General features: G+C 63.1%; 23 protein-coding genes. 10 read left to right on the top strand and 13 right to left on the bottom strand.

Going from position 1 to position 25,929, the window contains the following annotated elements; all coding sequences use genetic code 11:
- Positions 1-32: 32 nt before the first annotated feature.
- The 3 genes from PM2_RS23715 to PM2_RS23705 form a co-directional block, all read right to left on the bottom strand.
- On the bottom strand, positions 33-4,541 hold the full coding sequence (locus tag PM2_RS23715) for an NEL-type E3 ubiquitin ligase domain-containing protein (protein WP_028699781.1): 4,509 nt from the start codon (positions 4,539-4,541) through the stop codon (positions 33-35).
- A 79-nt stretch (positions 4,542-4,620) separates the two neighbouring features.
- On the bottom strand, positions 4,621-5,643 hold the full coding sequence (locus PM2_RS23710) for an AraC family transcriptional regulator (RefSeq protein ID WP_016714975.1): 1,023 nt from the start codon (positions 5,641-5,643) through the stop codon (positions 4,621-4,623).
- Between the two features lie 57 nt (positions 5,644-5,700).
- Positions 5,701-6,564, bottom strand: coding sequence for a LysR substrate-binding domain-containing protein (locus tag PM2_RS23705; RefSeq protein WP_016714974.1), 864 nt, complete (start codon positions 6,562-6,564; stop codon positions 5,701-5,703).
- A gap of 112 nt (positions 6,565-6,676) precedes the next feature.
- Between PM2_RS23705 and PM2_RS23700 the strand changes: the two genes are divergently transcribed.
- Positions 6,677-7,783, top strand: coding sequence for a 2-aminoethylphosphonate--pyruvate transaminase (locus PM2_RS23700; RefSeq protein ID WP_016714973.1), 1,107 nt, complete (start codon positions 6,677-6,679; stop codon positions 7,781-7,783).
- 34 nt (positions 7,784-7,817) lie between these two features.
- Positions 7,818-8,645 carry a phosphonoacetaldehyde hydrolase gene (gene phnX / locus PM2_RS23695; protein WP_016714972.1) on the top strand — a complete coding sequence of 276 codons (828 nt, stop codon included), beginning with the start codon at positions 7,818-7,820 and terminating at the stop codon, positions 8,643-8,645.
- 39 nt (positions 8,646-8,684) lie between these two features.
- Here phnX and PM2_RS23690 read toward each other — a convergent pair whose 3' ends face one another.
- On the bottom strand, positions 8,685-9,749 hold the full coding sequence (locus tag PM2_RS23690; RefSeq protein ID WP_016714971.1) for an AI-2E family transporter: 1,065 nt from the start codon (positions 9,747-9,749) through the stop codon (positions 8,685-8,687).
- Positions 9,750-9,882: 133 nt separating this feature from the next.
- Here PM2_RS23690 and trhP point away from each other — a divergent pair, with 133 nt between their 5' ends.
- From trhP to PM2_RS23670, 4 genes are all read left to right on the top strand, one after another.
- Positions 9,883-11,217, top strand: a complete 1,335-nt coding sequence (gene trhP / locus PM2_RS23685) for a prephenate-dependent tRNA uridine(34) hydroxylase TrhP (protein ID WP_016714970.1) — start codon at positions 9,883-9,885, stop codon at positions 11,215-11,217.
- Positions 11,218-11,294: 77 nt separating this feature from the next.
- Entirely contained in the window at positions 11,295-11,723 is a 429-nt protein-coding gene (locus PM2_RS23680; RefSeq protein WP_016714969.1) for a DUF411 domain-containing protein, read from the top strand.
- On the top strand, positions 11,723-12,160 hold the full coding sequence (locus PM2_RS23675) for a YqaA family protein (protein WP_016714968.1): 438 nt from the start codon (positions 11,723-11,725) through the stop codon (positions 12,158-12,160). The genes PM2_RS23680 and PM2_RS23675 overlap by 1 nt, the downstream gene beginning before the upstream one ends.
- 75 nt (positions 12,161-12,235) lie before the next feature.
- Positions 12,236-13,234, top strand: coding sequence for an alpha/beta fold hydrolase (locus PM2_RS23670; protein WP_028699780.1), 999 nt, complete (start codon positions 12,236-12,238; stop codon positions 13,232-13,234).
- A 30-nt stretch (positions 13,235-13,264) separates the two neighbouring features.
- Here the strand turns inward: PM2_RS23670 and zapE are convergent, their stop codons facing one another.
- The 5 genes from zapE to PM2_RS23645 all read right to left on the bottom strand — a co-directional run bounded on the left by zapE (position 13,265) and on the right by PM2_RS23645 (position 18,160).
- The gene (zapE, locus tag PM2_RS23665; protein WP_016714966.1) at positions 13,265-14,371 is read right to left on the bottom strand and encodes a cell division protein ZapE; all 1,107 of its coding nucleotides are present in this window, start codon (positions 14,369-14,371) and stop codon (positions 13,265-13,267) included.
- 41 nt (positions 14,372-14,412) lie between these two features.
- A complete protein-coding gene (locus PM2_RS23660; protein ID WP_016714965.1) occupies positions 14,413-15,558 on the bottom strand; it encodes a PQQ-dependent sugar dehydrogenase in 1,146 nt (381 codons plus the stop codon).
- 22 nt (positions 15,559-15,580) lie between these two features.
- Complete coding sequence (locus PM2_RS23655) at positions 15,581-15,898, bottom strand: hypothetical protein (RefSeq protein ID WP_016714964.1); 318 nt, start codon at positions 15,896-15,898, stop codon at positions 15,581-15,583.
- Positions 15,899-16,089: 191 nt separating this feature from the next.
- Positions 16,090-17,055, bottom strand: coding sequence for an agmatinase (gene speB / locus PM2_RS23650; protein ID WP_016714963.1), 966 nt, complete (start codon positions 17,053-17,055; stop codon positions 16,090-16,092).
- A gap of 25 nt (positions 17,056-17,080) precedes the next feature.
- On the bottom strand, positions 17,081-18,160 hold the full coding sequence (locus PM2_RS23645; protein WP_016714961.1) for a polyamine ABC transporter substrate-binding protein: 1,080 nt from the start codon (positions 18,158-18,160) through the stop codon (positions 17,081-17,083).
- Between the two features lie 102 nt (positions 18,161-18,262).
- Between PM2_RS23645 and PM2_RS23640 the strand changes: the two genes are divergently transcribed.
- Complete coding sequence (locus PM2_RS23640; protein WP_016714960.1) at positions 18,263-19,153, top strand: LysR family transcriptional regulator; 891 nt, start codon at positions 18,263-18,265, stop codon at positions 19,151-19,153.
- A gap of 52 nt (positions 19,154-19,205) precedes the next feature.
- Here the strand turns inward: PM2_RS23640 and PM2_RS23635 are convergent, their stop codons facing one another.
- Both PM2_RS23635 and PM2_RS23630 read right to left on the bottom strand, forming a co-directional pair.
- Positions 19,206-21,632, bottom strand: coding sequence for a TonB-dependent receptor (locus PM2_RS23635; protein WP_016714959.1), 2,427 nt, complete (start codon positions 21,630-21,632; stop codon positions 19,206-19,208).
- A 127-nt stretch (positions 21,633-21,759) separates the two neighbouring features.
- Complete coding sequence (locus PM2_RS23630; protein ID WP_028699779.1) at positions 21,760-22,884, bottom strand: sigma-70 family RNA polymerase sigma factor; 1,125 nt, start codon at positions 22,882-22,884, stop codon at positions 21,760-21,762.
- 134 nt (positions 22,885-23,018) lie between these two features.
- On the opposite strand from PM2_RS23630, the gene PM2_RS23625 reads away from it, so the two are divergent.
- Complete coding sequence (locus PM2_RS23625; RefSeq protein WP_016714957.1) at positions 23,019-23,501, top strand: LEA/WHy family protein; 483 nt, start codon at positions 23,019-23,021, stop codon at positions 23,499-23,501.
- Between the two features lie 17 nt (positions 23,502-23,518).
- Here the strand turns inward: PM2_RS23625 and PM2_RS23620 are convergent, their stop codons facing one another.
- Positions 23,519-23,782, bottom strand: coding sequence for a hypothetical protein (locus tag PM2_RS23620; RefSeq protein ID WP_016714956.1), 264 nt, complete (start codon positions 23,780-23,782; stop codon positions 23,519-23,521).
- Positions 23,783-23,911: 129 nt separating this feature from the next.
- Between PM2_RS23620 and PM2_RS23615 the strand changes: the two genes are divergently transcribed.
- On the top strand, positions 23,912-24,232 hold the full coding sequence (locus tag PM2_RS23615) for an ElaB/YgaM/YqjD family protein (RefSeq protein ID WP_016714955.1): 321 nt from the start codon (positions 23,912-23,914) through the stop codon (positions 24,230-24,232).
- A 22-nt stretch (positions 24,233-24,254) separates the two neighbouring features.
- On the opposite strand, the gene PM2_RS23610 is transcribed toward PM2_RS23615, so the two are convergent.
- Entirely contained in the window at positions 24,255-24,872 is a 618-nt protein-coding gene (locus tag PM2_RS23610) for a MiaE family protein (RefSeq protein ID WP_016714954.1), read from the bottom strand.
- A gap of 157 nt (positions 24,873-25,029) precedes the next feature.
- Between PM2_RS23610 and PM2_RS23605 the strand changes: the two genes are divergently transcribed.
- Positions 25,030-25,893, top strand: coding sequence for a universal stress protein (locus PM2_RS23605; RefSeq protein ID WP_016714953.1), 864 nt, complete (start codon positions 25,030-25,032; stop codon positions 25,891-25,893).
- The last annotated feature ends 36 nt before the right edge of the window (positions 25,894-25,929 follow it).

Below are 25,929 nucleotides of genomic sequence, written 5' to 3'. Positions count from 1 at the left end.
ACCAGGATGCAGAGGGAACGGGTGCGGGCAGATCAAACGCCTTGGCGCGGGCGGCCCTGCAACGGCATGTTCAGTTCCTGCTCGGTAAGCTGCAAGGCAAGCGCATCGAACGCCAGTTCCGTTTCCCGCTTCAGCTGCTCACAGCGTTGCACATACTCACCACTGCCAAGGATTTCCTTCTCCTGATCCAGGGTATTGATCCGCGTGTCGAAATCGTCGGAGATCCGCGCATACGCCTCGGGATACCTGGCACGCAGGTACGGCGCCCAGAAGTCTCGCTGACTGATGTAGCGAACCCGCTCTACACCCGTTTCGGCAGCCAGCACGGTCGCATACGCCTGATCGAGGTGGGCCTGCGTAACCCCGGCAATGGCACGAAACTGCAGGGTCCGCGGTTGCCCTATCAGGTTCAGGCGGCTCGCCAACCCCGTGCGATACGCCAGGCTGACCTCGACCTCATCCACAGCGTGCCCTTCGGCCAACCGGTCAAGGCAGTCGGCACGGGCGATACGTTCCACCTCATCAAGCCGAAACATGCGCTGAGCCAATAACAAGCGGGCATCACGCGTGGCAATCGGGTCGCCCCCGAATGTCACTTGCAGCACTCTCATGCGGACTTCGAGCTGGCTGAAACAACGCGCCACACTATCAACGCATGTACGCGGGTCCGCCGCGCGGTCAAAAAGCTCTTCACGGATCCGGGTATTTTGCGAGGCAGACTCCACCATCCCCCACACTCTTCGCGAAATGTCTTCACGCGCGAGCCGAAAATCGGCGCTGTCAATCAGCTCAGCCAGTAGCAGGAAGAACTGCGTGCTGCCTGATTCCTGCCTCAACGCGTCCCACTGCCCAGACCTGTTTAACTGACCATGCTCATCCAGTGTCGCCAGCCAGGCCGTCCTGGCATGCAGAATGTCCGCCTCCTCCCCTTGCAAGTGGCCCGGTCCCGGCTGTACCGCGTACAAGCGCTCGCGATCGGCCACCGACAGCGCGTTACCCTCTACAAGCAGCCGCTGGCGCAGCGCCAGCGGAGCATCGATCAATGCCTGGGGCAAACTGGAAATCTGGTTGTTTCGCAGGTCGGCATGCTCAAGCAGGCCACACCATTCAAGGCCATCCGGCACCACCTGCAGACCCGTGCGATACAGATGCAGCTCGCGCAACCGGGAAGTTTGGTTGAAACGCAAGCTGATCGCACCCAACGGGTTGCCACTCAGGTCCAACGTGCGCAGGTTGACGAGCTGCGCCAAGGCCCCCGCATGCGGCGCCGTCATCCGAATCCGGTTGCTGGCCAGGTGCAAATAGCGCAACCGGGGCAACATTTCGAGCCCTTGCGGAATCGCAGGCAAGGCATTTCTGCTCAGGTCCAGGCGCCGCAAGCCAGGGAAAAAGTTCAGAAAGCCTGTCGGCAAAGCGTGTAGCCGCAACCCCACCAGCACAAGGTCCGTGATGTGGCCAAAGTCAGTACCTACTGGTAGGACAGGCAAGCCGCCGGCCGGCACATTGAGAACACCAAGTCTCAATCCACTTTGCGCATCATCGGGAAAATGAACCCGATCACCCTCCAGGCGCCACGCGTGGCGAAACGCACTTGCTACCAGCTGCCGCTGCCCACGCTGAGGCTCGGATACAGCATCGGTCCAGCGAACAAGGCTCTCATCAAGCCTGCGATACTGTTGCTCCTGATACAGCAGATTGGCGTAAGCCGAGTGCGTGCTCCTCAAGAGCATCTGCAAGAAGCGTTCGACGGCATCGTCATCGAACGAAGGGTACAGGCTACGAATCCGACGCAGCAGCACCTGCCTTTGAGTCGCTGGCGAAGTGCCCCGGCCGCTGAGCAAATAGCCAACCCGCCCATCGGGTAAACGGTGCAAGGTAGAAGCAACGGGCCTGGCTTCACGCCACCCTAGCAAACGGATCAACTCAAGGCGATCAGGCGGTAGCCAGCCTTGCATCGACACACGGATGCGCGCTGCGGCGCCTTCACCAGCCCACCCTTCACGCTGCAGGAAAGTGGACGGCAGGCAGGCGGCCAGCACTTCGAATAGCCCGTGGGGCTGCGCCACCTCTATCTCGTTTTCCTGGCCCATCTCGTCGTAGAGATCAAAGCTGCCGTCACGCCACACCATCACCGTACCCTGCTCTGCCCCGCCTTGCTCAGGGAACAGTTTTTCCAGTACGGGGCCAAAGGCTGACCCCTCGCGCAATATCAGGTTGATGCGTCCAGGCGCCAAACCCCGGCGACGCAGCAAGGCGAATACCAAGGCCACCCAGTCGGCGTTGTATCCATTACGCAAGAACAGAGCCTCGCGTACCCGTGTAAGGCGAGCCTGCTGCAGCAGCGCACGCGCCTGCTCGGCCAACGCCATCGGCACGCGAGACTCACTCACCATGCGTTGGCGTAGCTCAACACTGGCGTTTTTGAGCAAATCCAGCGCATAGGCGTCAGGCAGCCCCGCGAAACTGCCCTTCAGCGTGGCCAACAGCGGATCATCAACCAGGTAGGCTTTTGCAAAATGCTCCAGCATCGGGGCCCGCAGGGTTTGCGCAGACGCCCGAATTGCCTTTATCTGTTTTGGCGATTGCAGCCCTTGCAGCCCTAATCGGTCGATACACCACTGCAAGGCTTCAGCATCGTGGTCCTGCCCTCCAAGTTCGGCAAAGAACACCTCGATCCTCTCATCAACGGCAAACCGCTCCAAGGTATCGCGCAGCCCTACCGGCAGGCGCCGACCCTCTACCAGCAAACCGCGCAAATGCGCCTCATTGACATCCGCAACGGTGAGGATTTGGGAGATGCGCTCCGGGCTCAATTCAGCTGCGCCAGGCCATAGACGCATGAGTAGTCGCTCACTGCCCTGCCACTCCAGCGGCCGCTCGTAACTGAGCCGCCAGGCACGCTCACCGTTACTCTCCAGAGAAGGGCCAAACACGCTCGCGCCCCCACGGTGCAATAATCGCCAGGTGCCCGCCGTATCGCGGCGCACCCGGTACAGCACACCCTCGCGCCGCCACCAATGGGCCTGGCCATCGCTGAGCAGCCCGTTATCCAGTTCAGCCAAGCTCGGCACGGTCGCGTGTGCCTGGTAAGGACGTAGGTCGTAATGCCATAGACGTTGCTTGCCCGCCTCGGTGAGGACCGGCTCCAACTGCTCGACAAACGTACTTCGCGCTATCTGCACGCCCGTGGCGACCGCAGCGCCGGCAGCCACTGTAGTGGCCACCTGAAGCAGGTGCTCCAGTGCTTCGTGCTGGTGCCCCTGAGCCCAGTCACGCGCACCTTCGAATACTTCACCCAGCACCTGCCGGGCCAGATCAGCCAAGAGCAGTGCGCCAACGGCCGGCACGAAAAATCCGACCAGGTTCAGCAGTACCAGCCCCGCAGTCTCCAGCTTTCGCAATCGTTCTGCCGCAGCCCTGGCGTTCGCCTGCGCCGTCGGCACGGCCAGGAAAGCCGCATCATCCTTGATGCGCTGAACATGCCCGACGGCCAAGTCGATGAACGCTTCGTTTCCTGCAGCAACGGAGCAGGGTTCCAGGTCCGGTTGGTCATCCAGCAGGCGCTTGCCCAGCGTCTGCTGATAATCCGCCTGCCCGCCAAGTGCAATCCGACGTCCAATCGCCTGGCGGAACCGGGCATTGCCCATGGCAGCCACCAGGCCTCGGTTAGCCGAACGCCAGTCATCGTAACGGCGCAGCGGCTGAACGGGGTCGTCTGGCAGATAAAGCAGCACGCTCAGCAGACGTCTGGGGTTGAAGACCAGACCGGGGAACCCGCTTGGTGTTCCCACCAGCTGGAACGCAATGGCGCCATCCACCCGGTGCCCCAGGATCTGCAGCGTACTCATGTTGAGCTCATGGTCCGAAAACAGCTCTGGACGCTTGCCTTGCCCGACTTCACGCAGCATTCGCAGGTCACTACCTGCAAGTTGCCCTTTGACGGCCGCAATCTCGATTGCAACCGCGAGTTCAAGGCGCTTGTCGATGGCCAGCTGGCGCTTGAAACTTGCCGTCAATACCTGATCAAGATGGTCTTGATAGGCCTGACCGACATCTGCGCTACGGCACAGCTGCACCACATCGTCGATGCGCTGCGTGATGACACGCACTGGCTCGCCAGGCGCAGCGGTTGCATCGATCAGCGCCGTATCGGTAAAGAACGACTCACCTTCCTTGAAGTTCTGCAACAGCTTCTGCAAGGCCGGAACGGTCACGAAATAGGCCTCGAACGCCTGAAGCTGGCCTTGGCTGACCTTCAAACGCCGTCGCTCTTCACGCCAGTTGACGTTGGTCAGATCCATTTCCAGCTTCAGTTGCGACTTCATCGCCTGCTCGAAGTGCAGAGCGGCAAACCGCTCAAGCGGTTGCAGCTGCTGCGAGGCCGCCGCCATGCGTTTCTGGCTCTGCAAATGTGCTGTCATGCAGGCCCGCAGCAACGCCAGTGGTTTTGGTCCGGCACCCCTCAGCCAGGTGGGCAACTGCTCGGCGATAAAGTCGTTGGCCGGGTGCAGCAGTTTCGGGTGAATCGTCGGTTGGGGCATGGTCAGGATCCTCAGGCATGATTCGACCTGCCACCTTGCCCTTACCGTTTACCGCGCCACAGCCGGAAGCGTTGGTCCCTCAGTGCCCAGCCCCGCGCGCCTGAATCAATGCCCGATAATGCCCAGGGTTACAGCCAAACCATTTGCGAAACGCCTTGTAGAACGAACTGTTGTCGGCAAACCCCAACTGCTCGGCAAGCTCGCCCATGGCTAGCTCTTCCCGGCTTAACCAGGCGATCGCCAACTCGCGGCGTACGCTGTCCTTCAACCCCTGGTAGTTCTGCCCCTCTTCGGCCAGGCGCCGGCGCAGGGTCGAAGGCGACAGGCACAGCTGCCGTGCCAGGCTGTCAGCATCTGGCCAATGTTCAGGGGCCAGGCGCAGCAAATCGGTACGGATACGTCGCCCGAGGCTGGCCGGGTCCCGGTACTTGACCAGGATGTTGCCCGGCGCTTCGGCAAGAAATCGCTGCAGTTCCTCCTCGTTGCGCTTCAGTGGCAGGTCAAGGCACGCCGAGGCAACGATCATGCGTGTGCGCGGGCGCTCAAAATGCAGGTTTTCCGAAAACATCACCCGATAGTCGTCACAAAAGGGTGGCTCGGCACAACGCAGGTCAATGCTCAGAATCGGGATACGCCGCCCGGCCAGCCAGCACGCCACCCCATGCACGATCATCCAGAACGTGAAATAGGTGAACGCGCGGCGCGGTTCGTCACGCGGCTCATTGATGACAATCTCGGCCAAACCTTCCTGGCGCACCAGGCTGGGCTGCATGTCCTGGAGCATCAGCGAAAGGAATGCCAGCGAGGTTTCCAGGCCCGCACCCAAGGTCGGCTGGCCCATGCTGGCACGGCACATGAAGGCCAGGCTGCCGCTGGGCAGGCCGCGCGGGTCCATAGCGAAGAACTCGTCATTGCAGCGACGTGCCAGCAGGCGCCACAACCGGGCATAGGACTCGGCACTGACACGCGCCTCAGGCAAGTGCAAGTGTTCAACGGCGATGCCCGCCCGGGCCAGCAAGCTGCTATCGGGCTCACCGGCGGGGCAAGTCTGCAACAGCGCTTCGCGCACCAGCTGCATGGAAATAGTGTCTTTGTCGCTCATCGACGGTCCTGTCGGCGTGTTGCCGGCCATCTTAGGCCGCCTTGCTGAAAACAGCCATCACAGCCCCACCGCCAGACCCAGGAACGCCTGGATCAGGCGCAATTCGCGACGGCGCTCCAGGCAACCGACCAGGTGTTGGTTGACCAGGCCCTCGCCAGACAATGGCCGTGCGACCACCCGCGGATCATTGGCCACTTCTGTGGAAGAAACAACACCAATACCCAGCTCCGAAGCCACCGCCTCGGTTACCGCCTCACGGCTGTCCAGCTCCAGCAGTACACGCGGCTGCACGCCCGCCCTGACGCAGGCTTTGTCGAAGGTACGCCGCGTGGTGGAGCTGGGTTCGCGCAGCACCATGATCTGCTGGTGCAGTTCGGCCAGGGGCAAATCGCCGTCGTCGTGGGCCCAGCCATGCCCCGCAGGCAACAACGCACACAGGCGTGATTCGCAGAGGTTCTGCAGGTACAGGCCCTTGCGCGGCTCGATCTCGGTCAGCACCGCCACGTCGGCGTGTTCGGACAACAGCGCAGCCAGCGTTTCCTGGGCATTGCCCAGCCGCAAGTTGACCGTGATGCCGGGGTAGCGCTCGCGCAGTTGCGCCAGCATGGGCATGACCCGATGCGGGCCATCGGCCGCCACCTCCAGGCGCCCGGTCAGCAATTGCCGGTTGGCTTCAAGCATGGCCTGTGCCTCTTCGGCCAGGCCGAACATGGCGCGGGTGATGGCTGCCAGGCGAGTGCCCTCTTCGGTCAACTCCACCCGCCGAGCGGTACGCCGCAGCAGGGTGATCTGGTAGTGCTCCTCCAGCGCCTTGACGTGCCCGGTCACGGCCGGCTGGCTGATGAACAGCCGCTCGGCGGCACGGGTAAAGCTGCCCTCACGGGCCACGGCGTCGAAGGCGCGGAGCTGGAACAGGTTCATTTCTATCGGCCTGACTTATAGCTGAGATAACAACAAACAATTTGATTGATGGCAGCGTGAATTGCAACCTAGGCCCCGTCGTTTCAGCCCACCGCTTGTGAGGAATAACGGAATGAGCACCCCCCCGATTCTGCTGACCCCCGGTCCCCTGACCACATCAATCCGCACCCGCCAAGCCATGCTGGTGGACTGGGGCTCCTGGGACCGCGATTTCAACCAACTGACGGCCAGCGTGTGCGAGCAGCTGCTGGCGATCATCGACGGCAGCGCCAGCCACCACTGCGTGCCCCTGCAAGGCAGCGGCACCTTTGCCGTGGAAGCGGCCATCGGCACCCTGGTGCCACGCGATGGCAAGGTTCTGGTGCTGATCAACGGCGCTTACGGCCAGCGTCTGGCGAAAATCTGCAAAGTGCTGGGCCGCACGTACAACACCTTCGAAACCGCCGAAGACCAGCCAACTACCGCCGCTGATGTCGACCGCCTGCTGGCTGCCGACCCGGCCGTGACCCACGTGGCATTGATCCACTGCGAAACCAGCACAGGCATCCTCAACCCGCTGCCCGAGATCGCCCAGGTCGTCAAGCGCCACGGTAAACGCCTGATCATCGATGCCATGAGCTCGTTCGGCGCCTTGCCAATCGACGCCCGCGAAATCCCCTTCGAAGCACTTATCGCCGCCTCCGGCAAGTGCCTGGAAGGCGTACCCGGCATGGGCTTCGTCTTCGCCGAAAAAGCAGCCCTGGCCGCCGCCGAAGGCAATGCCCACTCGCTGGCCATGGACCTTCACGACCAGCACGCCTACATGGCCAAGACCGGCCAGTGGCGCTTCACACCCCCCACCCACGTGGTCGCGGCCCTGCATGAAGCACTGCAGCAATACAATGAGGAAGGCGGCCTGCCGGCCCGCCACCAGCGCTACGCCGACAACTGCAAGACCCTGCTCGACGGCATGGCAGCCATCGGCCTGCGCAGCTTCCTGCCGGCCGAGATCCAGGCGCCGATCATTGTCACGTTCCATGCACCCAACGATGCCCGCTACCAGTTCAAAGACTTCTACGAGCGGGTCAAGGCCAAGGGTTTCATCCTTTACCCGGGCAAGCTGACCCAGGTCGAAACCTTCCGCGTCGGTTGCATCGGCGTGGTCGGAGCCGACGGCATGCAAGCCGCCGTGAATGCCGTGGCCCAAGTGCTGCGGGAAATGGAAGTGCTGGACATCTGACCCTTTGCCCACCCGACTTCAGGAATTAGCGCACATGAACTACAGCAACCCTACCCAGCTGCAAGCCGCCATCCTCGACTGGGCCGGCACCGTGGTCGATTTTGGCTCCTTCGCGCCGACCCAGATCTTCGTCGAGGCGTTCGCCGAATTCGACGTGCAAGTGACCATCGAGGAAGCCCGAGGCCCGATGGGCATGGGCAAATGGGACCACATCCGCACCCTGTGCGACGTACCGGAAATTGCCGAGCGCTACCGCAAGGTGTTCGGCCGCACCCCCACCGACGATGATGTCACCGCCATCTACAACCGCTTCATGCCACTGCAGATCGAGAAGATCGCCGTGCACTCGGCACTGATCCCCGGCGCCCTGGAAACCTTGACCGGCCTGCGCCAGAACGGCCTGAAGATCGGCTCCTGCTCAGGTTACCCGAAAGTGGTGATGGACAAGGTGGTGGAGCTGGCCGCGCAGAATGGCTACGTGGCCGACCATGTGGTAGCCACCGATGAAACCCCGAACGGTCGCCCCTGGCCAGCCCAGGCCTTGGCCAACGTGATTGCCCTTGGCATCGACGACGTAGCGGCCTGCGTGAAGGTGGATGACACCGTGCCGGGCATTCTCGAAGGCCGACGCGCCGGCATGTGGACCGTGGCCCTGGTGTGTTCGGGCAATGCCCTGGGGCTGACCTGGGAAGGCTACCGTGCACTGAGCGCCGAGAAGCTGGAAAGCGAGCGCACGCGCATTCACACGCTGTTCGCAGGCTCCCGCCCGCACTACCTGATCGACACCATCAACGAGCTGCCCGAAGTGATCGCCGACATCAACCGGCGCCTGGCCAAGGGCGAGATGCCGCAGGCCTCCTGAGCCGGCAAGTGGGGCCGCTTTGCGGCCCCCATGCACGGTCTACTGCGGCAACTGCACTTGCGGCTTGGTCGAGGCAAAGATTGCCCAGCTGGACACGAACAGTGCTGCGATCAATGGCCCGATTACGAAACCGTTGAGCCCAAAGACCGCCAGCCCACCCAACGTCGACACCAGGATCAGATAGTCCGGCATGCGCGTGTCCTTGCCCACCAGGATCGGCCGCAGCAGGTTGTCCACCAGGCCGATCACCAGCACCCCGAACGCGGTCAGGATCACCCCCGGCAATATGGCCCCGGTCAGCAGGAAATACGCGGCCACCGGCGCCCAGACGATGCCAGCGCCCACTGCCGGCAGCAGCGACAGGAACGCCATCAGCACCGCCCACACCAACGCACTGGGGATATCCAGCACCCAGAAGATGAACCCGCCCAGCGCCCCTTGGGTAATGGCCACCAGCACGTTACCTTTCACCGTCGCCCGCACCACCCGGTTGAATTTCAGCTGCAAACGGCGCTTCTGGGGTTCGGGCAGTGGCACGGCCAGGCGCACACGACGAGCCACCTCGGCGCCTTCTCTCAGGAAGAAGAACAGCAGGTACATCATGATGCCAAAGCTGATCACGAACTCGAACGTACCCTGACCGAAGCTGAAGGCCTGGCTGGCCAATACCTGGCTACCCTGGGTTGCCCACTTGGTGATTTTTTCGCGCAACGCGTCGAGGTTGCCCATACCCATGTTGTCCAGGCCATGCTGGGCGAACGCCGGGAGCATGTCCTTGCCGCGCTCGACGTAACCGGCGATGTCCAGTTGCCCGCTTTCGATACGCTGGTACAGCGTGGCCCCCTCCTGCACCAACAGTGCACTGGTGATGATCACTGGCAGGATCGCCACCAGCAGGCACACCAGCATCGTGGTGGCAGCGGCCAGGTTGCGCCTGCGCCCAAAGCGGATCAGCAGGTGCCGCTGCAGCGGGGCAAACAGAATGCCCAGTATCACCGCCCAGAAGATTGCACCGTAGTAAGGCAGCAATATCCAGAAAAAGGCGATGGTCACCAGCGCCAAAAGTACGGCCAGGGCTTTGTTCTGTAGCGCAGCTTCGTTCATCGCAGGTCCTCGAATGGCTTCTGGGATATTAGTGCGCGCCGCGTGGGTAAAAGTGCCACCACTCCTTTGATGCAAATCAATACGCGTTTTTTGCGCCAGCCCTAGCATCCGCGCCTTTTGCCCCGGTACGCACATGAACCCGACTGCCAAGCCCGAACTGCTGGCCCCCGCCGGCACCCTCAAGACCATGCGCTATGCCTTTGCCTACGGTGCCGACGCGGTCTATGCAGGCCAGCCGCGCTACAGCTTGCGGGTGCGTAACAATGAGTTCGACCATGCCAACCTCGCGCTGGGCATCCAGGAGGCGCATGCGTTGGGCAAGCGCTTTTACGTGGTGGTCAACATTGCTCCGCACAACGCCAAGCTCAAGACCTTCCTCAAAGACCTGGCGCCAGTGATCGACATGGCGCCGGATGCGCTGATCATGTCCGACCCCGGCCTGATCATGCTGGTGCGCCAGCACTTCCCGCAGATGCCGGTTCACCTGTCGGTGCAGGCCAATACGGTGAACTGGGCCAGCGTACAGTTCTGGCAGCAACTGGGCTTGAGCCGGGTCATCCTTTCACGCGAGCTGTCGCTCGAAGAAATCGAGGAAATTCGCCAGCAGGTGCCGGGCATGGAGCTGGAGGTGTTCGTCCACGGCGCCCTGTGCATGGCCTACTCCGGCCGTTGCCTGCTGTCGGGCTACCTCAACAAGCGTGACGCCAACCAGGGCACCTGCACCAACGCCTGCCGCTGGAAGTACGACGCCACGCCGGCCACCGAGAACGCCACCGGCGACATCGTGCGCGAAGTGCAGCCCACCCTTGGCCTGGGCGCCCCGACCGAGCAGGTGTTCCTGCTGCAGGAAAGCAACCGCCCCGGCACTGAAATGCCAGCCTTCGAGGATGAACACGGCACCTACATCATGAACGCCAAGGACCTGCGTGCCATCCAGCACGTCGAGCGCCTGGCCACCATGGGCGTGCATTCGCTGAAGATCGAAGGGCGCACCAAGTCGCACTTCTACTGTGCCCGCGCGGTGCAGTCATATCGCCAGGCCATTGACGACGCCGTGGCCGGGCGGCCGTTCGACCGCACCTTGATGGGCAACCTGGAGTCCCTTGCGCAACGAGGCTACACCGAAGGGTTCCTGCGCCGTCACGTACACGATGAGTACCAGAACTACCAGCGAGGTAATTCGGTCTCGGAGCGCCAGCAGTTCGTTGGCGAGCTGACCGGCGTGCGTGTCGATGGCCTGGCCGAGGTCAAGGTTAAGAACCGCTTCGCCGTGGGTGACCACCTGGAGCTGATGACCCCGCGCGGCAACTACCACTTCGACCTGCACCGCCTGTGCAACAGCCAGCAGCAGGCCATCGAGGTGGCGCCGGGCGATGGCCATGTGGTGTACCTGCCCATTCCGGAGCAGGTCGCGCTCGAGCATGCCCTGCTGATGCGCGACCTCGGTGCCGACGAGGCAGCAAGCTGACAGTACTGTAACGTGCAACTCAGTGGCCAGCCGCTTACGCTATGCTGCTGAACCAATGCTGGAAGGAGTGCTTTACCATGCTGCGCAAACACCTGCTGACCGTGGGGCTGCTGGCGATCACCGGCCTGGCCCAGGCCGCCGAGACCATCGATGTCTACCGTGACCCCAACTGCGGCTGCTGCAAGGCCTGGATCAGCCACCTGCGTGACAACGGTTTCACCGTCAATGACCACGTCGAGCCGAACATGAGCGCGGTGAAGCAACGCCTGGGCGTGGCACCACGCCTGGCGTCTTGTCACACGGGGGTGATCGACGGCAAGTTCGTCGAAGGCCACGTACCGGCCGAGCAGGTGCGCCTGCTGGCCAAACGCAATGACCTCAAGGGCCTGGCCGTACCGGGCATGCCCATGGGTTCGCCAGGCATGGAAATGGGTGACCACAAGGACGCCTACCAGGTTATCGGCGTGACCCAGGATGGCCAGGACACCGTGGTCGCCACCTACTGATGCTGAGCCTGTGGGCGCTGTTTCTCAGCGCCTTTGGCGCCGCCACCCTGCTGCCGCTGCAATCGGAGGCCGTGCTGGTCGGCCTGTTGCTGCGCCAGCCCGAGGCTTGGGCGACCCTGCTGCTGGTGGCCACATTGGGCAACGTGCTGGGTTCAGTGGTGAACTGGCTGTTGGGCCGGGCCATCGAGCACCTGCGCGACAAGCGCTGGTTCCCGTTCAGCGCAGCCCAGCTGACGCGTGCGCAGCAGCGCTACCAGCGCTGGGGCCAGTGGTCGCTGCTGCTCAGCTGGATGCCAGTGATCGGTGACCCGCTGACGCTGATCGCCGGGATCTTGCGCGAGCCGTTCTGGCGCTTTCTGCTGCTGGTCACCCTGGCCAAGGCTGGCCGTTATGCGGTGCTGGCAATGATCACCCTGGGCTGGTTTCACGCCTGGTAACACCTTTCACGTTCCCGACATGCGCCTGGCTGCTAAAGTCGCCTATTCCTACATGGCCCTACATGGAGTGCCCCCATGCTGCGCGCAACCGCCCTGGCCCTGGCCTGCCTTGTCGGCAGCCCGGCCATCGCCGCCGAGTCACCCACCTACGGCCCTCAGCTCGAAGGCTTCAGCTACCCACACCCGCTCAAGCATTTTGACTTCAAGTCCCAGGGCCAGGCCCTGCGGATGGGCTATATGGACGTCCCCGCGCAAGGCCAGGCCAACGGCCACAGCGTAGTGCTGATGCACGGCAAGAACTTCTGCGCCGCCACCTGGGAAACCACCATCGACGCCCTGAGCAAGGCCGGCTACCGTGTGATCGCGCCCGACCAGATCGGTTTCTGTACCTCCAGCAAACCGGCGTATTACCAGTACACGTTCCAGCAACTGGCGCACAATACCCATTCCTTGCTTGAACAACTGGGCGTGAAGCAGGCCATCGTGCTCGGCCATTCCACGGGCGGCATGCTCGCCACACGCTATGCGCTGATGTACCCGCAGCAGGTGGAACGCCTGGCCATGGTCAACCCGATTGGCCTGGAAGACTGGAAAGCCCTCGGCGTGCCCTACCGCACCGTGGACCAGTGGTATGCCCGCGAGCTCAAGCTGGATGCCAATGGTGTGCGCGAATATGAGCGCAAGACTTACTACGCCGGGCGCTGGAAGCCGGAGTACGAACGCTGGGTGCAGATGCTGGTGGGCCTGAACAAAGGGCCGGGGCATGAAGCGGTGGCTTGGAACTCGGCGTTGATCTACGACATGATCTTTACCCAGCCGGTGTACCACGAGTTCAAGGACCTGCAGATGCCGACGCTGCTACTGATCGGCGACAAGGACACCACCGCCATCGGCAGTGATATTGCGCCGCCAGACGTGAAGGCGAAGCTGGGCAAGTATGAAGTGCTGGGGCCACAGGTGGCCAAGCTGATTCCCAAAGCTGAACTGATCACCTTTGAAGGCATGGGGCATGCGCCACAGATCGAAGAGCCCGTGCGGTTCAATCGCACGCTGGTGGAGTGGCTGGGCAAATGAAACCGGGGGCGCTTAGCGCCCCTGCACCTTTCAGCCAAACCGCTGGAGTTGCATCTCCCGCAACCGGCTCAAGGTCCGCTGATACGGGAACGCCAGATACCCCTGCGTGTAGAGCCTTTCAAGCGGCACCTCTGCCTCCAGGTACAACGCCACCCGGCGGTCGTAGCATTCGTCAACCAAGGCGATGAAGCGGCGTACCGCATCGTCCTTGGGTGACAGTGCTGGCAACTCACGGTCGCCCGCCACCACTCGCGCTGCGCCGTCTTCGGTGCCACGGGCAATGCGACCGGCTTGCTGCTCACCGCCCAATGCCGGAATACCCGACACCAGAATGGCCGGAAAACGGTCGCAAAGCGCCATGAACTCCATGGCCGCCAGGGGTTGTTCGCACAGGTCGGTGAAGCGGCACCAGATAGCCTGCTCGCTGCGCCGCACGACCTGCACCTGTCTAGACCCGATGGCCAACGGCTGGTCACTGCCTGCAGCGTCCGGGCTGAGCTGGCGAAACACCTCCCCCAGCTGGCTCACCTGTCCCGCTTCTGCCACCCAATAGCGTTGCCGCGCTGCGCCGGGGTGCAGGCGATGGTCCTGCTCACCCGCCACCGACAATACTTGCATGTGCCGCTGGATCGCGCCGATGGCCGGTAGGAACCGCTCACGGTTGAAGCCGTCGCGGTAGAGCTGCTCAGGGGGCTGGTTGGATGTGGCGACAATGACTACGCCCTGATCGAACAGCACCTGAAACAAGCGGCCGAGGATGATCGCATCGCCGATGTCGTTGACGAACAGTTCGTCGAAGCAGAGCACGCGGATCTGCCCGGCCAACTCCCGGGCCAGCGCCAACAATGGGTCGGCAGTGCCGTTGAGCTGGAACAGCCGCTGATGCACCCAGGCCATGAAGTGGTGGAAGTGCTGGCGTCGGCTGGGGATGCGCAGGCAGCGGTAAAACTGGTCCATCAACCAGGTCTTGCCACGGCCAACCGGGCCCCAAAGGTAGATGCCCTGGGTAGAGCGGCTGTGTTCGACTGCCTGGAAACAGGCTTGCAAGGCATCGACGGCACGGGCCTGGGCAGGGTCGACGACGTAGCCCTGAGTAGTCAAGGCTTTCTGGTACAGGGATTGGGGGTCAATGGCCATAACGAATTCTACACGGCAGATGCTATTCGTGTAGGAGCGCGTCAGTCGACCAGGCCTACCTTGAGCAATGCACCGTCCTTGTCATCGGTCAGCACATACAGGTACCCATCCGGCCCTACCCGCACATCGCGGATTCGGGCCTTCAGGTCCACGAGCAGGCGCTCTTCATGCACCACCTTGTCGCCGTCCAGCTGCAAGCGAATCAGCTCCTGCGTTGCCAGTGCACCAATGAACAGGTTGTGGTCCCAAGCCTTGAACGTCGGGCTGTCGTAGAACGCCATGCCGCTGATGCCAGGCGACTTCTCCCACACATGGTGTGGGCCGACCATGCCATCGACATGCTTGCCCTTGGCCTCGGGGATCGGCAGCAGCGAGTAGTTGATGCCGTGGGTCGCAATCGGCCAGCCGTAGTTCTTGCCGGGCTCGGGGATGTTGATTTCGTCACCACCTCGCGGGCCGTGCTCGTGGGTCCACAGCTTGCCGGTCCATGGGTTGAGCGCGGCGCCTTGCTGGTTGCGGTGGCCGAACGACCAGATTTCCGGTCGCACGTTGTCCTTGCCTACAAAGGGGTTGTCCTTGGGCACTTCACCATCGGGAAGGATGCGCACGATCTTGCCTTGCAGCTTGTCCAGGTCCTGGGCCGTGGGGCGCTGGTTGTTCTCGCCCAGGGCGATGAACAGGTAGCCGTTGCGGTCGAACACCAGCCGCGAGCCAAAGTGGTTACCCACCGACAGCTTGGGCTGCTGGCGGAAGATCACGGTGAAGTTTTCCAGCCGGGCCCGGTCTTCGGACAGCTGGCCACGGCCGACTGCGGTGCCGGCCTTACCGTCACTGCCCTCCTCGGCGAAGGACAGGTACACGGTGCGGTCGTTGTCGAATGCGGGCGACAGCACCACATCCAGCAGGCCACCCTGCCCCTCGGCCCAGACCTTGGGCACACCGCTGATGGGCGGGCCAACCTTGCCTTCGGCGTTGACCAGCCGCAAATTGCCGGCACGCTCGGTCACCAGCATGTCCTTGCCGCCCGGCAAAAATGCCAATGCCCAGGGGTTGCGCAGGCCGTCAGCCAGGGTACTGACTGTCAAGGTGCCTTCTTCACTGCGAAACTGTTGCTCGGCCGCCGCCTGTGCCAACAAGGGCATGAGTGCGGCGGCGGTCACGCTGACCAGCCAGGTTGCTCTGGGCATGCAGGATTCCTTTCGTATGGGCTTATGGCGCACGCGTGCTGTCGCGCGGTGGCCGGGTGGGTTCCAGATTCGGGGTTTGCTGCTGGCGGCGCAGGTTGTCGCCATTGCCAATGCCCCGGTTGTCCAGGCTGGGCGTGCGTTGGTACGGGTCGGTGGATGGGCCGCGCACGGGCGGCGTGGCAGGCATGCTGCCTTGGCGGCTGTTGGGGTTGGCGCGCTGGATCGGGCTGTTGTAGGGGTTGTTGTTGCCGGCAGCGAGCTGCAACGGTGGCTGCGGAGCAGCGTGCGCGGGCAGGCACAAGGCCAGGCCAAGCGCCAGGATGGGCAATGACGGGTTCATGCTTCACCTCCTGTACGAAAATGCCGCGCCTGGGGGTTTTGATAGCGTAAGGCGCGAAGGGTTCGCGGCAAAAGTGTGAATGCGGGTGGAGTTGATTCCTGATGTTTCAGTATGGACCTTGGGGCTGCCATGCAGCCCTTTCGCGACACAAGGCCGCTTGTGTCGCGAAAAGGCCGCAAAGCGGCCCCCGATTACTGGGCTTTGTCTACCTTGTGCCGCGCCGCATACAAGCACAGCATCTCCATCGCCAACGTCGCCCCGGCCAATGCGGTGATGTCGGCATGGTCATAGGCCGGCGCCACTTCCACCAGGTCCATGCCCACCAGGTTGATGCCGCGCAGCCCGCCCAGAATCTCCAGCGCCTGCACCGTGCTCAGCCCGCCACACACCGGCGTACCCGTGCCAGGCGCATAAGCCGGGTCGAGGCAGTCGATATCGAACGTCAGGTACACCGGCCGGTCGCCCACCCGCTGACGAATCGCCGCAATGATCGCCTCGGTGCCCTGGCGGTGTACCTGCCGGGCATCCAGGATGGCAAAGCCCTGGCTGTCGTCGTTGGTGGTGCGCAGGCCGATCTGCACCGAGCTGCCCGGGTCGACCAGGCCTTCACGGGCCGCATGCCAGAACATGGTGCCATGGTCGATTCGCTTGCCCTCTTCGTCCGGCCAGGTATCGCTGTGGGCATCGAAGTGAATCAGCGCCAGCGGGCCATGCCGGCGAGCGTGAGCCTTGAGCAGCGGGTAGCTGATGAAGTGGTCGCCGCCCAAGGTGAGCATGGCGCAACCCGCCTGCAGGATATGCTCGGCATGGGCCTCGATGCTGTCCGGCACCGACTGTGGCGTGCCGCTGTCGAAGGCGCAGTCGCCGTAGTCGATCACTGCCAGGTGGTCGAACGGGTCGAACGCCCACGGCCAGTGCCGGGCCCAGGCCTGCTGCACCGAGGCGGCGCGGATCGCTCGCGGGCCAAAGCGTGCGCCAGGGCGGTTGCTGGTGGCGGTATCGAACGGCACACCGCTGACCACCACATCCACACCACGCAGGTCGCGGCTGTAGCGGCGGCGGGAGAAACTGGTAATGCCGGCGTAGGTACTTTCTGCGGCAGTGCCGTACAGGCTGTCGCGGGTCATCGCCTGGTCGTTGCTTGCGGCTTGGTCCACGGTCGGGCTCCTGGGTTGTTATGGGTTATTGCCGGGTGCGGAAGGCCGTCCACAGGCGGTTACGCTGGCGCAGGTCGGCCAGGGCCATGCTGCGGTCGGCGAACAGGCGCTGGCGCACTTCAGCCGGCGGGTAGATGTCGGGGTCGTTGCGCACTGCTTCGTCCAGCAGCGGCGTGGCCGCCTGGTTGGCGTTGGCAAAGAACAGCGTGTTGGTCAGCGCAGCCACCGACTCTGGCTTGAGCATGAAGGCGATGAAGGCCCGAGCTGCCTCGGGGTGCGGGGCGTCCTTAGGGATGACCAGGTTGTCCTGCCACACCAGCGTGCCCTCGCGGGGGATACGGTAGATCAGCTCGAACGGCTTGCCGGCACGACGCGCCTGGTCGGCGGCCATCGCCGCATCGCCGTTGTAGGTCAGCGCCAGGCACACGCTGCCATTGGCCAGGTCGCTGATCTGCCGGCCATTGGCGACGTAGCTGATCGAGGGTTGCAGTTGGCTCAGCAGGCGCTGCGCAGCCGCCAGATCATCCTTGTTCTGGCTGTACGGGTCCTTGCCCAGGTAGTTGAGGGCCACGCCAATCACCTCCTGCGGTGAATCGGGCATGGCAATGCCGCAATCCTTCAGGCGGCTGGCGTATTCGGGCTTGAACAGCAGGTCGAGGCTGTCCAGCGGCACATCACCCAGGCGCTGGCGCACCGCTTCCACGTTCACACCCAGGCCCAAGGTGCCCCAGGTGTACGGCACAGCATGGCGGTTCCCGGGGTCGGCCTCGGCGAGCTTGGCCAGCAGGTCCTTGTCGAGGTTGCTGTAGCCGGGCATGGCCTGAGGGTCGAGCGGTTGCAGGGCGTTGGCTTTCAGCGCCCGTGCCAGTACGGTCGACGATGGCACCACCACGTCGTAGCCACTGCCACCGGTCAGCAGCTTGGTTTCCAGTACTTCGGTGGTGTCGAAGGTGTCGTAGCGCACCTTGTAGCCGGTTTCCTGCTCGAAACGCTCGAGGGTTTGCGGGGCAACGTAGTCGGCCCAGCTGTAGAGATTGACGACCTTTTCTTCGGCTTGCAGCGGCAAGGCCAGAACCAGGGACAACAGGCACAACGATCGACGCATGGCGGACACCTCGGCAAATGGGTGGATGCCGCGAGCATGCCAGCCGGGTTACATTGCAGGAATGGCAAGTTTGTAAAGCTGACATTCAAAAGGAGCAATGTAATGCTCGGACAAGTGCACGACCCCGACCTGCACCTGCTGCGGCTGTTCGTCACTGTAGTCGAGGCCGGCGGCTTCAGCGCCGCACAAGGCGTGCTGGGCCTGAGCCAGCCCACCATCAGCCAGCGCATGGCACAGCTGGAAGCCCGCCTGGGTTATCGCCTGTGCAGCCGGGGCAAAGGCGGCTTTCACCTGACGGAGAAAGGCGCGTTGCTGCTGGAGGCGGCACGCGGGCTGCTGCTGAACATCGAGCAGTTTCGCCAGCAAGCCAATGGGGTTGCCGGGCGGTTGCTGGGGACCGTGCGCATCGGCATGGCGGAGAATCAGGACAAGGCGGTGAGCCTGAAGCTGGCGGCAGCCATTTCGGCATTTCGCACGCGTGAAGAAGCGGTACAACTGGAACTGATCAGTGCGCCACCAGCGGAGCTGGAACGGCTGTTGCTGGAGCAGCGGCTGGACTATGCCATCAGCTACTTCTCTGGCAACCAGGCGGCCTTTGACTACCAGCCGCTGTTCGAGGAGCGGCAACGCTTGTACTGCGGCAAAGGCCATGAGCTGTTCGGCGAGGCGGAAGTTGCGCTTGAGCGGTTGCTGGAGACCGACCAGGTGCGCCACCCGTACCGGTTTCTCAAAGGCGGTGAGCCATTCCAGAGCCGGCGCAGCATGGCGGTGGCAGAGCAGATCGAGAGTGTACTGACGTTCATTTTGTCGGGGCGGCATATTGGCTATCTGCCGCGCCATTGTGCGCAGGAGTGGGAGGCCGGGGGGGCGTTGTGGGCGCTGGACCCGGGGCTGGATTTTGTGGTGCCGTTTACTTTGGCCAGGCACCGGGCACAGGGGGTTGGCGAGGCACAGCAGGCGTTTGCGCAGGATTTGCTGGCAGCGTTTGCCTGAACTGGCCTCTTCGCGAGCTTGCCCGCGAAGAGGCCAGTTCAGGCGAAAACCATCAGTAAGCCATGCTCCAGGTCAAGGTGTAGGTACGCCCGCGCCCCTGGTAGTCATACAGATACGCCGGCCCGTAGGTCGGCGAATAGAACAACGTCGCACGCTGCCCCCAGACCGTGCTGTACTGCTTGTCCAGCAGGTTCTGGATGCCGGCACTGAAGGTGCCGAAGCCGGTGTCCTGGCTGCCCAGCAGGTCAAAGGTGGTGTAGCCGTCGATCTCGTGGTCGGCGTCGTCCTTCAGGCTGAAGGCATGGTTGGCCTGCAGCCGCGCACTGCGGCCATCGCCCTTCCAGCCGACAAATGCAGTGGCCTTGGACAACGAGGCATAACGGGCATCACGCTTGATCCAGCCACCGTCGGCAGCCTCTTCCTCGGAGCGGGTCAGGTGCAAGGTACCGCCTGCCTCCCAGCCGGTCTGGAAATGCCGGGTCAGCGCACCTTCAAAGCCGAAGTCGCGGCTCTTCTGCTCTTCCACGTTGATGGTCAGCGTTTGCGAATCGACGTTGATGATCTTGTCCGACCAGATGTAGTACAGCGCCGCCTGAGCATCCCAGTCCAAATCGGCATAGCGCCAGCCCAGTTCCACCTGGCGGCTCTTGATGCCGGCCAGCGGGTTGTCGGCCACACTCAGGCCTGGCTTGCCGTAGTACTTGGCCGGGTCCGGCAGGTCGAAGCCTTCGCCGTAGTTGGTCCACACCTGATGGCCGTTCTTGAAGTCGTAAATGGCACCGACGTTGAACAGGTTGACCTGGTAATCGTTGCTGCCGCCCGGTACGCCCTTGAAGTCGCTGACGTCCACGTCCATCTGCTGGCGGCGGGCGCCACCGGAGAGGGTCAGGTTGTCGGTGGCATGCCAGTCGAGCTGGGCGTACACCGACACACCATCGACACGGTAGCTGGGATAGCGCGGGGCCTTGCTGTCCTTTTCCAGTTCCAGGCCGCCCGACTCGGACGAAGTCAGGGCATTGAACGTGGTCTGCTCGGCGTTGAAACGCTCACGGTCCAGGTCGATGCCGTAGGTCAGTTTCAACGTGTCCCACTGCTTGGCGAACAGCCCTTTGAGGCTGGTGACCTCGAAATTTTGCTGCGAGGCGGCGAAGTACACCCCGCGCGACCCGGTGGGCGTGGCGCGGTTGTAGTACGGGAACGGGTAGAAGTTGTCGTCTTCCTTGCGGTACGAGGCCTGCAGGTAGAAGTCCTGGCCGAGCACATCGGTGTGGTGGTAGTTGGCGTTGAGCAGCAGGCGCCGGGTACGCGGCTCCAGGCCGGACGAGTAGCCGCTGCGCAGTTCGGCATCTTCCAGGTCGGACGGTGCGTTGTAGTTGAGGTTGGGGAAGTAGATACCCGTGCTGCCGTGGTTGCCCGAGTCGTAGTACTGGGCCAGCAGGTCGAGGCTCTGCTGGTCGTTCAATTGCAGGCCCAAGGTACCGAGCACATCGAGGGTGCGGTTGTACTGCAGGTCGGTCTGGGTGTTGTCGATGAAAATCTGGTCGCCAGCACCGTCGTAGAAGGCTTCGTTCTGCTCACCGGAGATACCCAGGCGGGCATTGACCCGCTCGTTGCCGCCGCTAATCGACTGGGCGAAGCGAGTGGCCAGGTCATCGCTGTTGTTGAAACCGCTGCTGGCACCCAGCTGCGTTTCAAAGCGCGCCGGGCCGGGCTCGCCCTTCTTGGTGACGATGTTGATGATGCCGCCGGTGGCACCGCCGCCGTAGATGGCGCTGGCGCCCGACAATACTTCGACACGCTCGACGTTGAACGGCGAAATGCTGTCGAACTGGCGCGACAGGCCGCGCGAGCTGTTCTGGCTGACCCCGTCGATCATCACCAGCACGTTGCGTCCGCGCATGTTCTGGCCGTAGTTGGTGCGCCCTTCCGGCGCCAGGTCGAGGCCGGGTACCAGCTTGCCGATGGCTTCCTTCAGGCTAACGCCGCTGTCGATCTGTTCGCGCAATTGCTGCTGGTCGACCACCCAGACCGTGCCGGGGATTTCGCTGATTGCAGTGCTGGTACGCGAGGCCACGCTGACTTCGATCGGCTTGAGGTTGACCGCCTGCGGCGCAGCCTCGGCCTTGCGCAGGGTGACAGTGCGGGCATCGCTGAACTGCCAGCCCATACCGCTGCCGGCCAGCAACTGCTGCAGGGCCTGCTCGACGTTGTAGCTGCCGTGCAACGCAGGGCTGGCCAGGCCTGCAACATCGCCCGTGGTGTACAGCAGGTGCAGGCCGGCCTGGTCGGCGAAGGCAGTCAGGGCCTGGTCCAGCGGCTGGGCTGGCAGGTCGAGCTGAACCTGACGGGCCTGGACCTGGGCCTGGTCGGCAGCGGTAGACGCCCATGCCGACAGCGGGCCGGCCAGCATGGCCAGGGCGCTGCAGGACATCAGGGCATGGTGAAGTGAACCGCGACGGCGGTGCAGGGGCTTGAGCATCAGAGGCACGAATGAGCTTCCTGACAAGTCGTAAATGAGAATGGGTTGCTGATCAGTCCCACTACGACGATCTGGCTTGCAGGAACTTGCAGTGGCAAATGGAAAATATTTTTATTTCTGTACCGGATCAGTGAACCACGGCCAACCACGGCAGGTAGGTCACCTTCAGGCCATACCGCTGCTCCAGCGTGCGCAACAGCGCCTCAGGCTCGTCAAGGTCAAACACCCCGCTCACCTCCATGGCTGCCAGCTTGCTGTCCGACAGCACAATCCGTCCATGCCGGTAACGTTCAAGTTCCGCCAGCACCTGCCCCAGCGGCTTGCCGTTGAAGATCAGCTTGCCGCGCTGCCAGGCCATCTGCGTTCCGGCATCGGCCGCTACCCCCAATGGACGTTCGCCAACCTTGGCCTCACCACGCGCCAGCACCACACGGCCATCGCGGCGCACGCTAAACGTGGCTGCACCACCCTGCACACGCGCACCCGCCGTCTCGACCACAAACGGCCGCGCGTCATCAGCGGTCTCGAACAAGGCCTCACCGGCATCCAGCACCACTCGGCGTTCGTGCTCGTTGAACACCACGCTCAGCGCACTGGCGCTGTTCAATGTCACCCGGGTGCCATCTGCCAGGGTGATCACCTGCCGCTCGCCCACTGCGGTGTGGTAATCCGCCAACAGCATCGGCGCCTGTTGCCAAGCAGCCGTAGCGGCGACCAGCAACACCACGGAGGCCGCCACACCCGCCTGTTTGAGCCAGTCGCGGCAATGGCGCAGGGCTTGGCCGATGTACTTGGCCACCATGCTCTCGGAGACCCCCAGCCGCTGTGCAATCTGCGCCTGGGTCAGGCCTTCGACGCGGTTCAGCAACAACGCCTGGCGGGCATTGTCGGGCAGTTTCAGCAGCGCATCGTCAAGGATTTGCAAGCGCTCCCGGGCCAACAACATCGCCTCGGGTGCTGGCGCCGGGCAGGCCAGTTCCCCTGCCCCGTCACAGTCGTCATGGCTGGCCGCCAGGCGCTGTTCGCGGCGCAAGGCATCGATCGCCAGGTTGCCGGCCACGCGGAAGATGAACCTGCGCGCATGCAGCACTGGCAGCGCCTGCTCATCGATCTTGACCAGCTTCAGGTAGGTTTCCTGAGCCACATCGGCGGCGCGCTGGCGGTCGCTCATGCGCCGGGTCAGAAACTGCAGCAGGTCGTCGTAGTGCTCCTGGAAACTCGCCAGCAGCCCCGACACGGGTGACGTCAGCATGGGTTTGGGAACAGCCAGTAGGAGGAGTTATCGGGCGTTAATGAGAAACAGTATCTTTCATCCTGTGGGGCACTTTCAACGCCCACTTGCATTTGCCACACTGACACTTCGCTCACTCTGGCAAGGTCGCCCTCATGACTGCCCGCCTGTACCGCTTTACCCGGTTAATGCTCGTGCTACTGATGGCCTATGGCCTGAACGCTTGTGCACTGTTCCAGCCACGTGACCCGATCAACATCAGTGTGATCGGCATCGAACCGTTGCCCGGCCAGGAACTGGAACTGCGCATGGCCGTGAAAATGCGGGTGCAAAACCCCAACGAATCCCCCATCGACTACAACGGCATTGCCCTCAACCTGGAAGTGAACGGCCAGCCGCTGGCCGCCGGGGTCAGCGACCAGCAGGGGCACATTGGCCGTTATGACGAGGCAGTGATCGTGGTGCCGGTTAGCATCACGGCATTTTCCTTCCTGCGCCAGGCCTATGGGCTGGGCAAGGTGGACTCGCTACAGGGCCTGCCCTATAAGCTGCGCGGCAAGCTGGCCGGTGGGCCGCTGGGGACTGTGCGCTTTACCGACGAGGGCAAGCTGGACCTGCCCAAGGGCACCTACTGGTAAGCACCGGGAGAGTGTGTTCAGCGGCTGGCGCTGGCGGCGGCCATCAGCTTGTTGACTTCGCTGCGCACCATGCTGGCGTATTCGGGGGGCGTCATGCCTTCCAGCTCGGCGCGTACCCATTCGGCCCACTTGCCCTTGCGACGCGGTTTTTCGGCAATCAGCCGGGCCGCTTCGCCCTTGGCCTTGCCCAGGTTGTTTTGCCACAGCTCGAACAACCGCGCCTTCTCTGCCTCGATCTGCGCCCGTTCCTCGAAGCTCTTGTTGGCCAGATTGAAACTCATGAAGGTACCTGCAGGTTTGAAAATGGCCGCTATCTTACACCCAGGCAACGCAACATCGGTAAGCCGGCGCAACTTTCCCGACGCGGCGGCATCCATTGTTCAAACCACCCCATCGACGAGGAAGAGTTCATGGCCCGGAAAAACGCCGCACTGGCAGACAGCGATCAGATCAAGGACCAGGTATTCAGCGAACTGCAATCGCTGATCGAAGAATCGGAAAAGCTGCTAAACGACAGCGCCGCCCTGGTGGGCGAAGAAGCCGAAACGTTACGCGCGCAGGTCAACCTGAAGCTGCGCCAGGCCCGCCAGGCGGCCAGCAATATGCGCAGCAAGGCGCAACCGGTGGTGGACGCCACCCAGGACTACATTGGTGGCCACCCATGGCAGACCGTGGCCATTTCCGCAGGCCTTGGCCTGGTGGTGGGCCTGCTGCTGGGCCGGCGCAACTGACGGCTGGGCCGCCTGGTGCGAATCAGGCGGCCAGCGCTTGCGGGATGCCGCTGTGGAAGCGCAGTTCCTGGTCCGGTGACTGGATCAACTCGACTTCAGCGGCACGCACCAGCTCCACACGACGAGCGATGTCTGCCTCATCACCGTAGTTGTGCGCCAGTTTCAGGTAGCCCTGGTAGTGGCGTGCTTCGCTTTTCAGCAGGCCGTGATAGAAGCGGCCTAGCTCCTCATCCAGGTGCGGCACCAGCGCGGCAAAGCGCTCACAGCTGCGTGCCTCGATAAATGCCCCCACCACCAGCGTATCCACCAGCTTGACCGGCTCGTGGGCGCGCACCAGGCGGCGCAGCCCCGACGCATAGCGCCCCGCCGACACAGGGCGCAGTGGCACGCCACGGCGTTTCATCAGCCGCAGCACCTGTTCATGGTGCACCAGCTCTTCACGGGCCAGGCGCGACATCATGTTGATCAGGTCGAGGTGGGTGTTGTACTTGGCCATCAGGCTCAAGGCCGTGCTGGCGGCCTTGAATTCGCAGTTCTTGTGGTCGATCAGCAGGGTTTCCTGGTCGGCCAGCGCCGCTTCGATCCAGGCATCTGGCGTCGGGCAGCCAAGAAAGGCGTCGATTTCGGGGATCAGGGACATAAGCGTGCAACCACACAGAACAGGCAGGGCTGGCGATTATAGCGGCGGCGGCGGGCGGCGTCAGTGACTATGCTTCTTGATGTACATCAAGCGCCAGCGGGGGGCGGGCCGTCTATAGTCAGGCATTGGTCGCCACCTTTGAAGGGAGCTAACGCCCATGCAAGCCGTCCGCAGCATCCTTGTCGTCCTCGACCCCGAGCACGCCCACAGCCGGGCGCTGACCCGGGCCAAGCTGATTGCCGGCGTGACCGGCGCACGCCTGCACCTGCTGATGTGCGACAAGCGGCATGATCACCATGCGCTGCTGAGCCTGTTGAGTAGTCAACTGCACGATGACGGCTACGACAATGTCACCCATGAAGAGGCCTGGCGCGGCAACCTGCACGACACCATCATCTATGTGCAGCAGGCCGAGGGTTGCGAGCTGGTGATCAAGGAACACCGCCCGGACAACCCGCTGAAAAAGGCCCTGCTCACCCCCAGCGACTGGAAGCTGCTGCGCCAGTGCCCGTGTGCCGTGCTAATGGTGAAGAGTGAGCGGCCCTGGACGGGTGGCGTGATCCTGGCAGCGGTGGACGTGGGCAACCAGGACGAGGATCACCGCCGCCTGCATGCCAGCATCATTGACCATGGCTTCGAGATTGCCAAACTGGCCAAGGGTGAACTGCATGTCATCAGCGCCCATCCGTCACCGATGCTGTCGGCGTCGGACCCGGCTTACCAGTTGAGCGAGACCATCGAAAAGCGCTATCGCGAGGCGTGCAAAGCGTTCCAGGCCGAGTACGACATTAGCGAAGAGCGCCTGCATGTGGCCGAAGGGCCGGCGGACGTGCTGATCCCGCATACCGAGCAGAAGCTGGACGCCGTGGTCACGGTGATCGGGACGGTGTGCCGCACGGGGATTACCGGGGCGTTGATTGGAAATACTTCGGAGGTGGTACTGGATGCTCTGGAAGGCGATGTATTGGTGCTGAAAAGCGAAGAAGCCATCGCCCACCAAGCCGAGTTGGCCCGCGGCTGAAGCAAACGCGATCTGTGTGGGAGCGGGTTTACCCAC

It is taken from the genome of Pseudomonas monteilii NBRC 103158 = DSM 14164, assembly GCF_000730605.1.
Taxonomy (GTDB): Bacteria; Pseudomonadota; Gammaproteobacteria; order Pseudomonadales; family Pseudomonadaceae; genus Aquipseudomonas; species Aquipseudomonas monteilii.
This window is presented reverse-complemented; position numbering and strand designations above follow the sequence as displayed.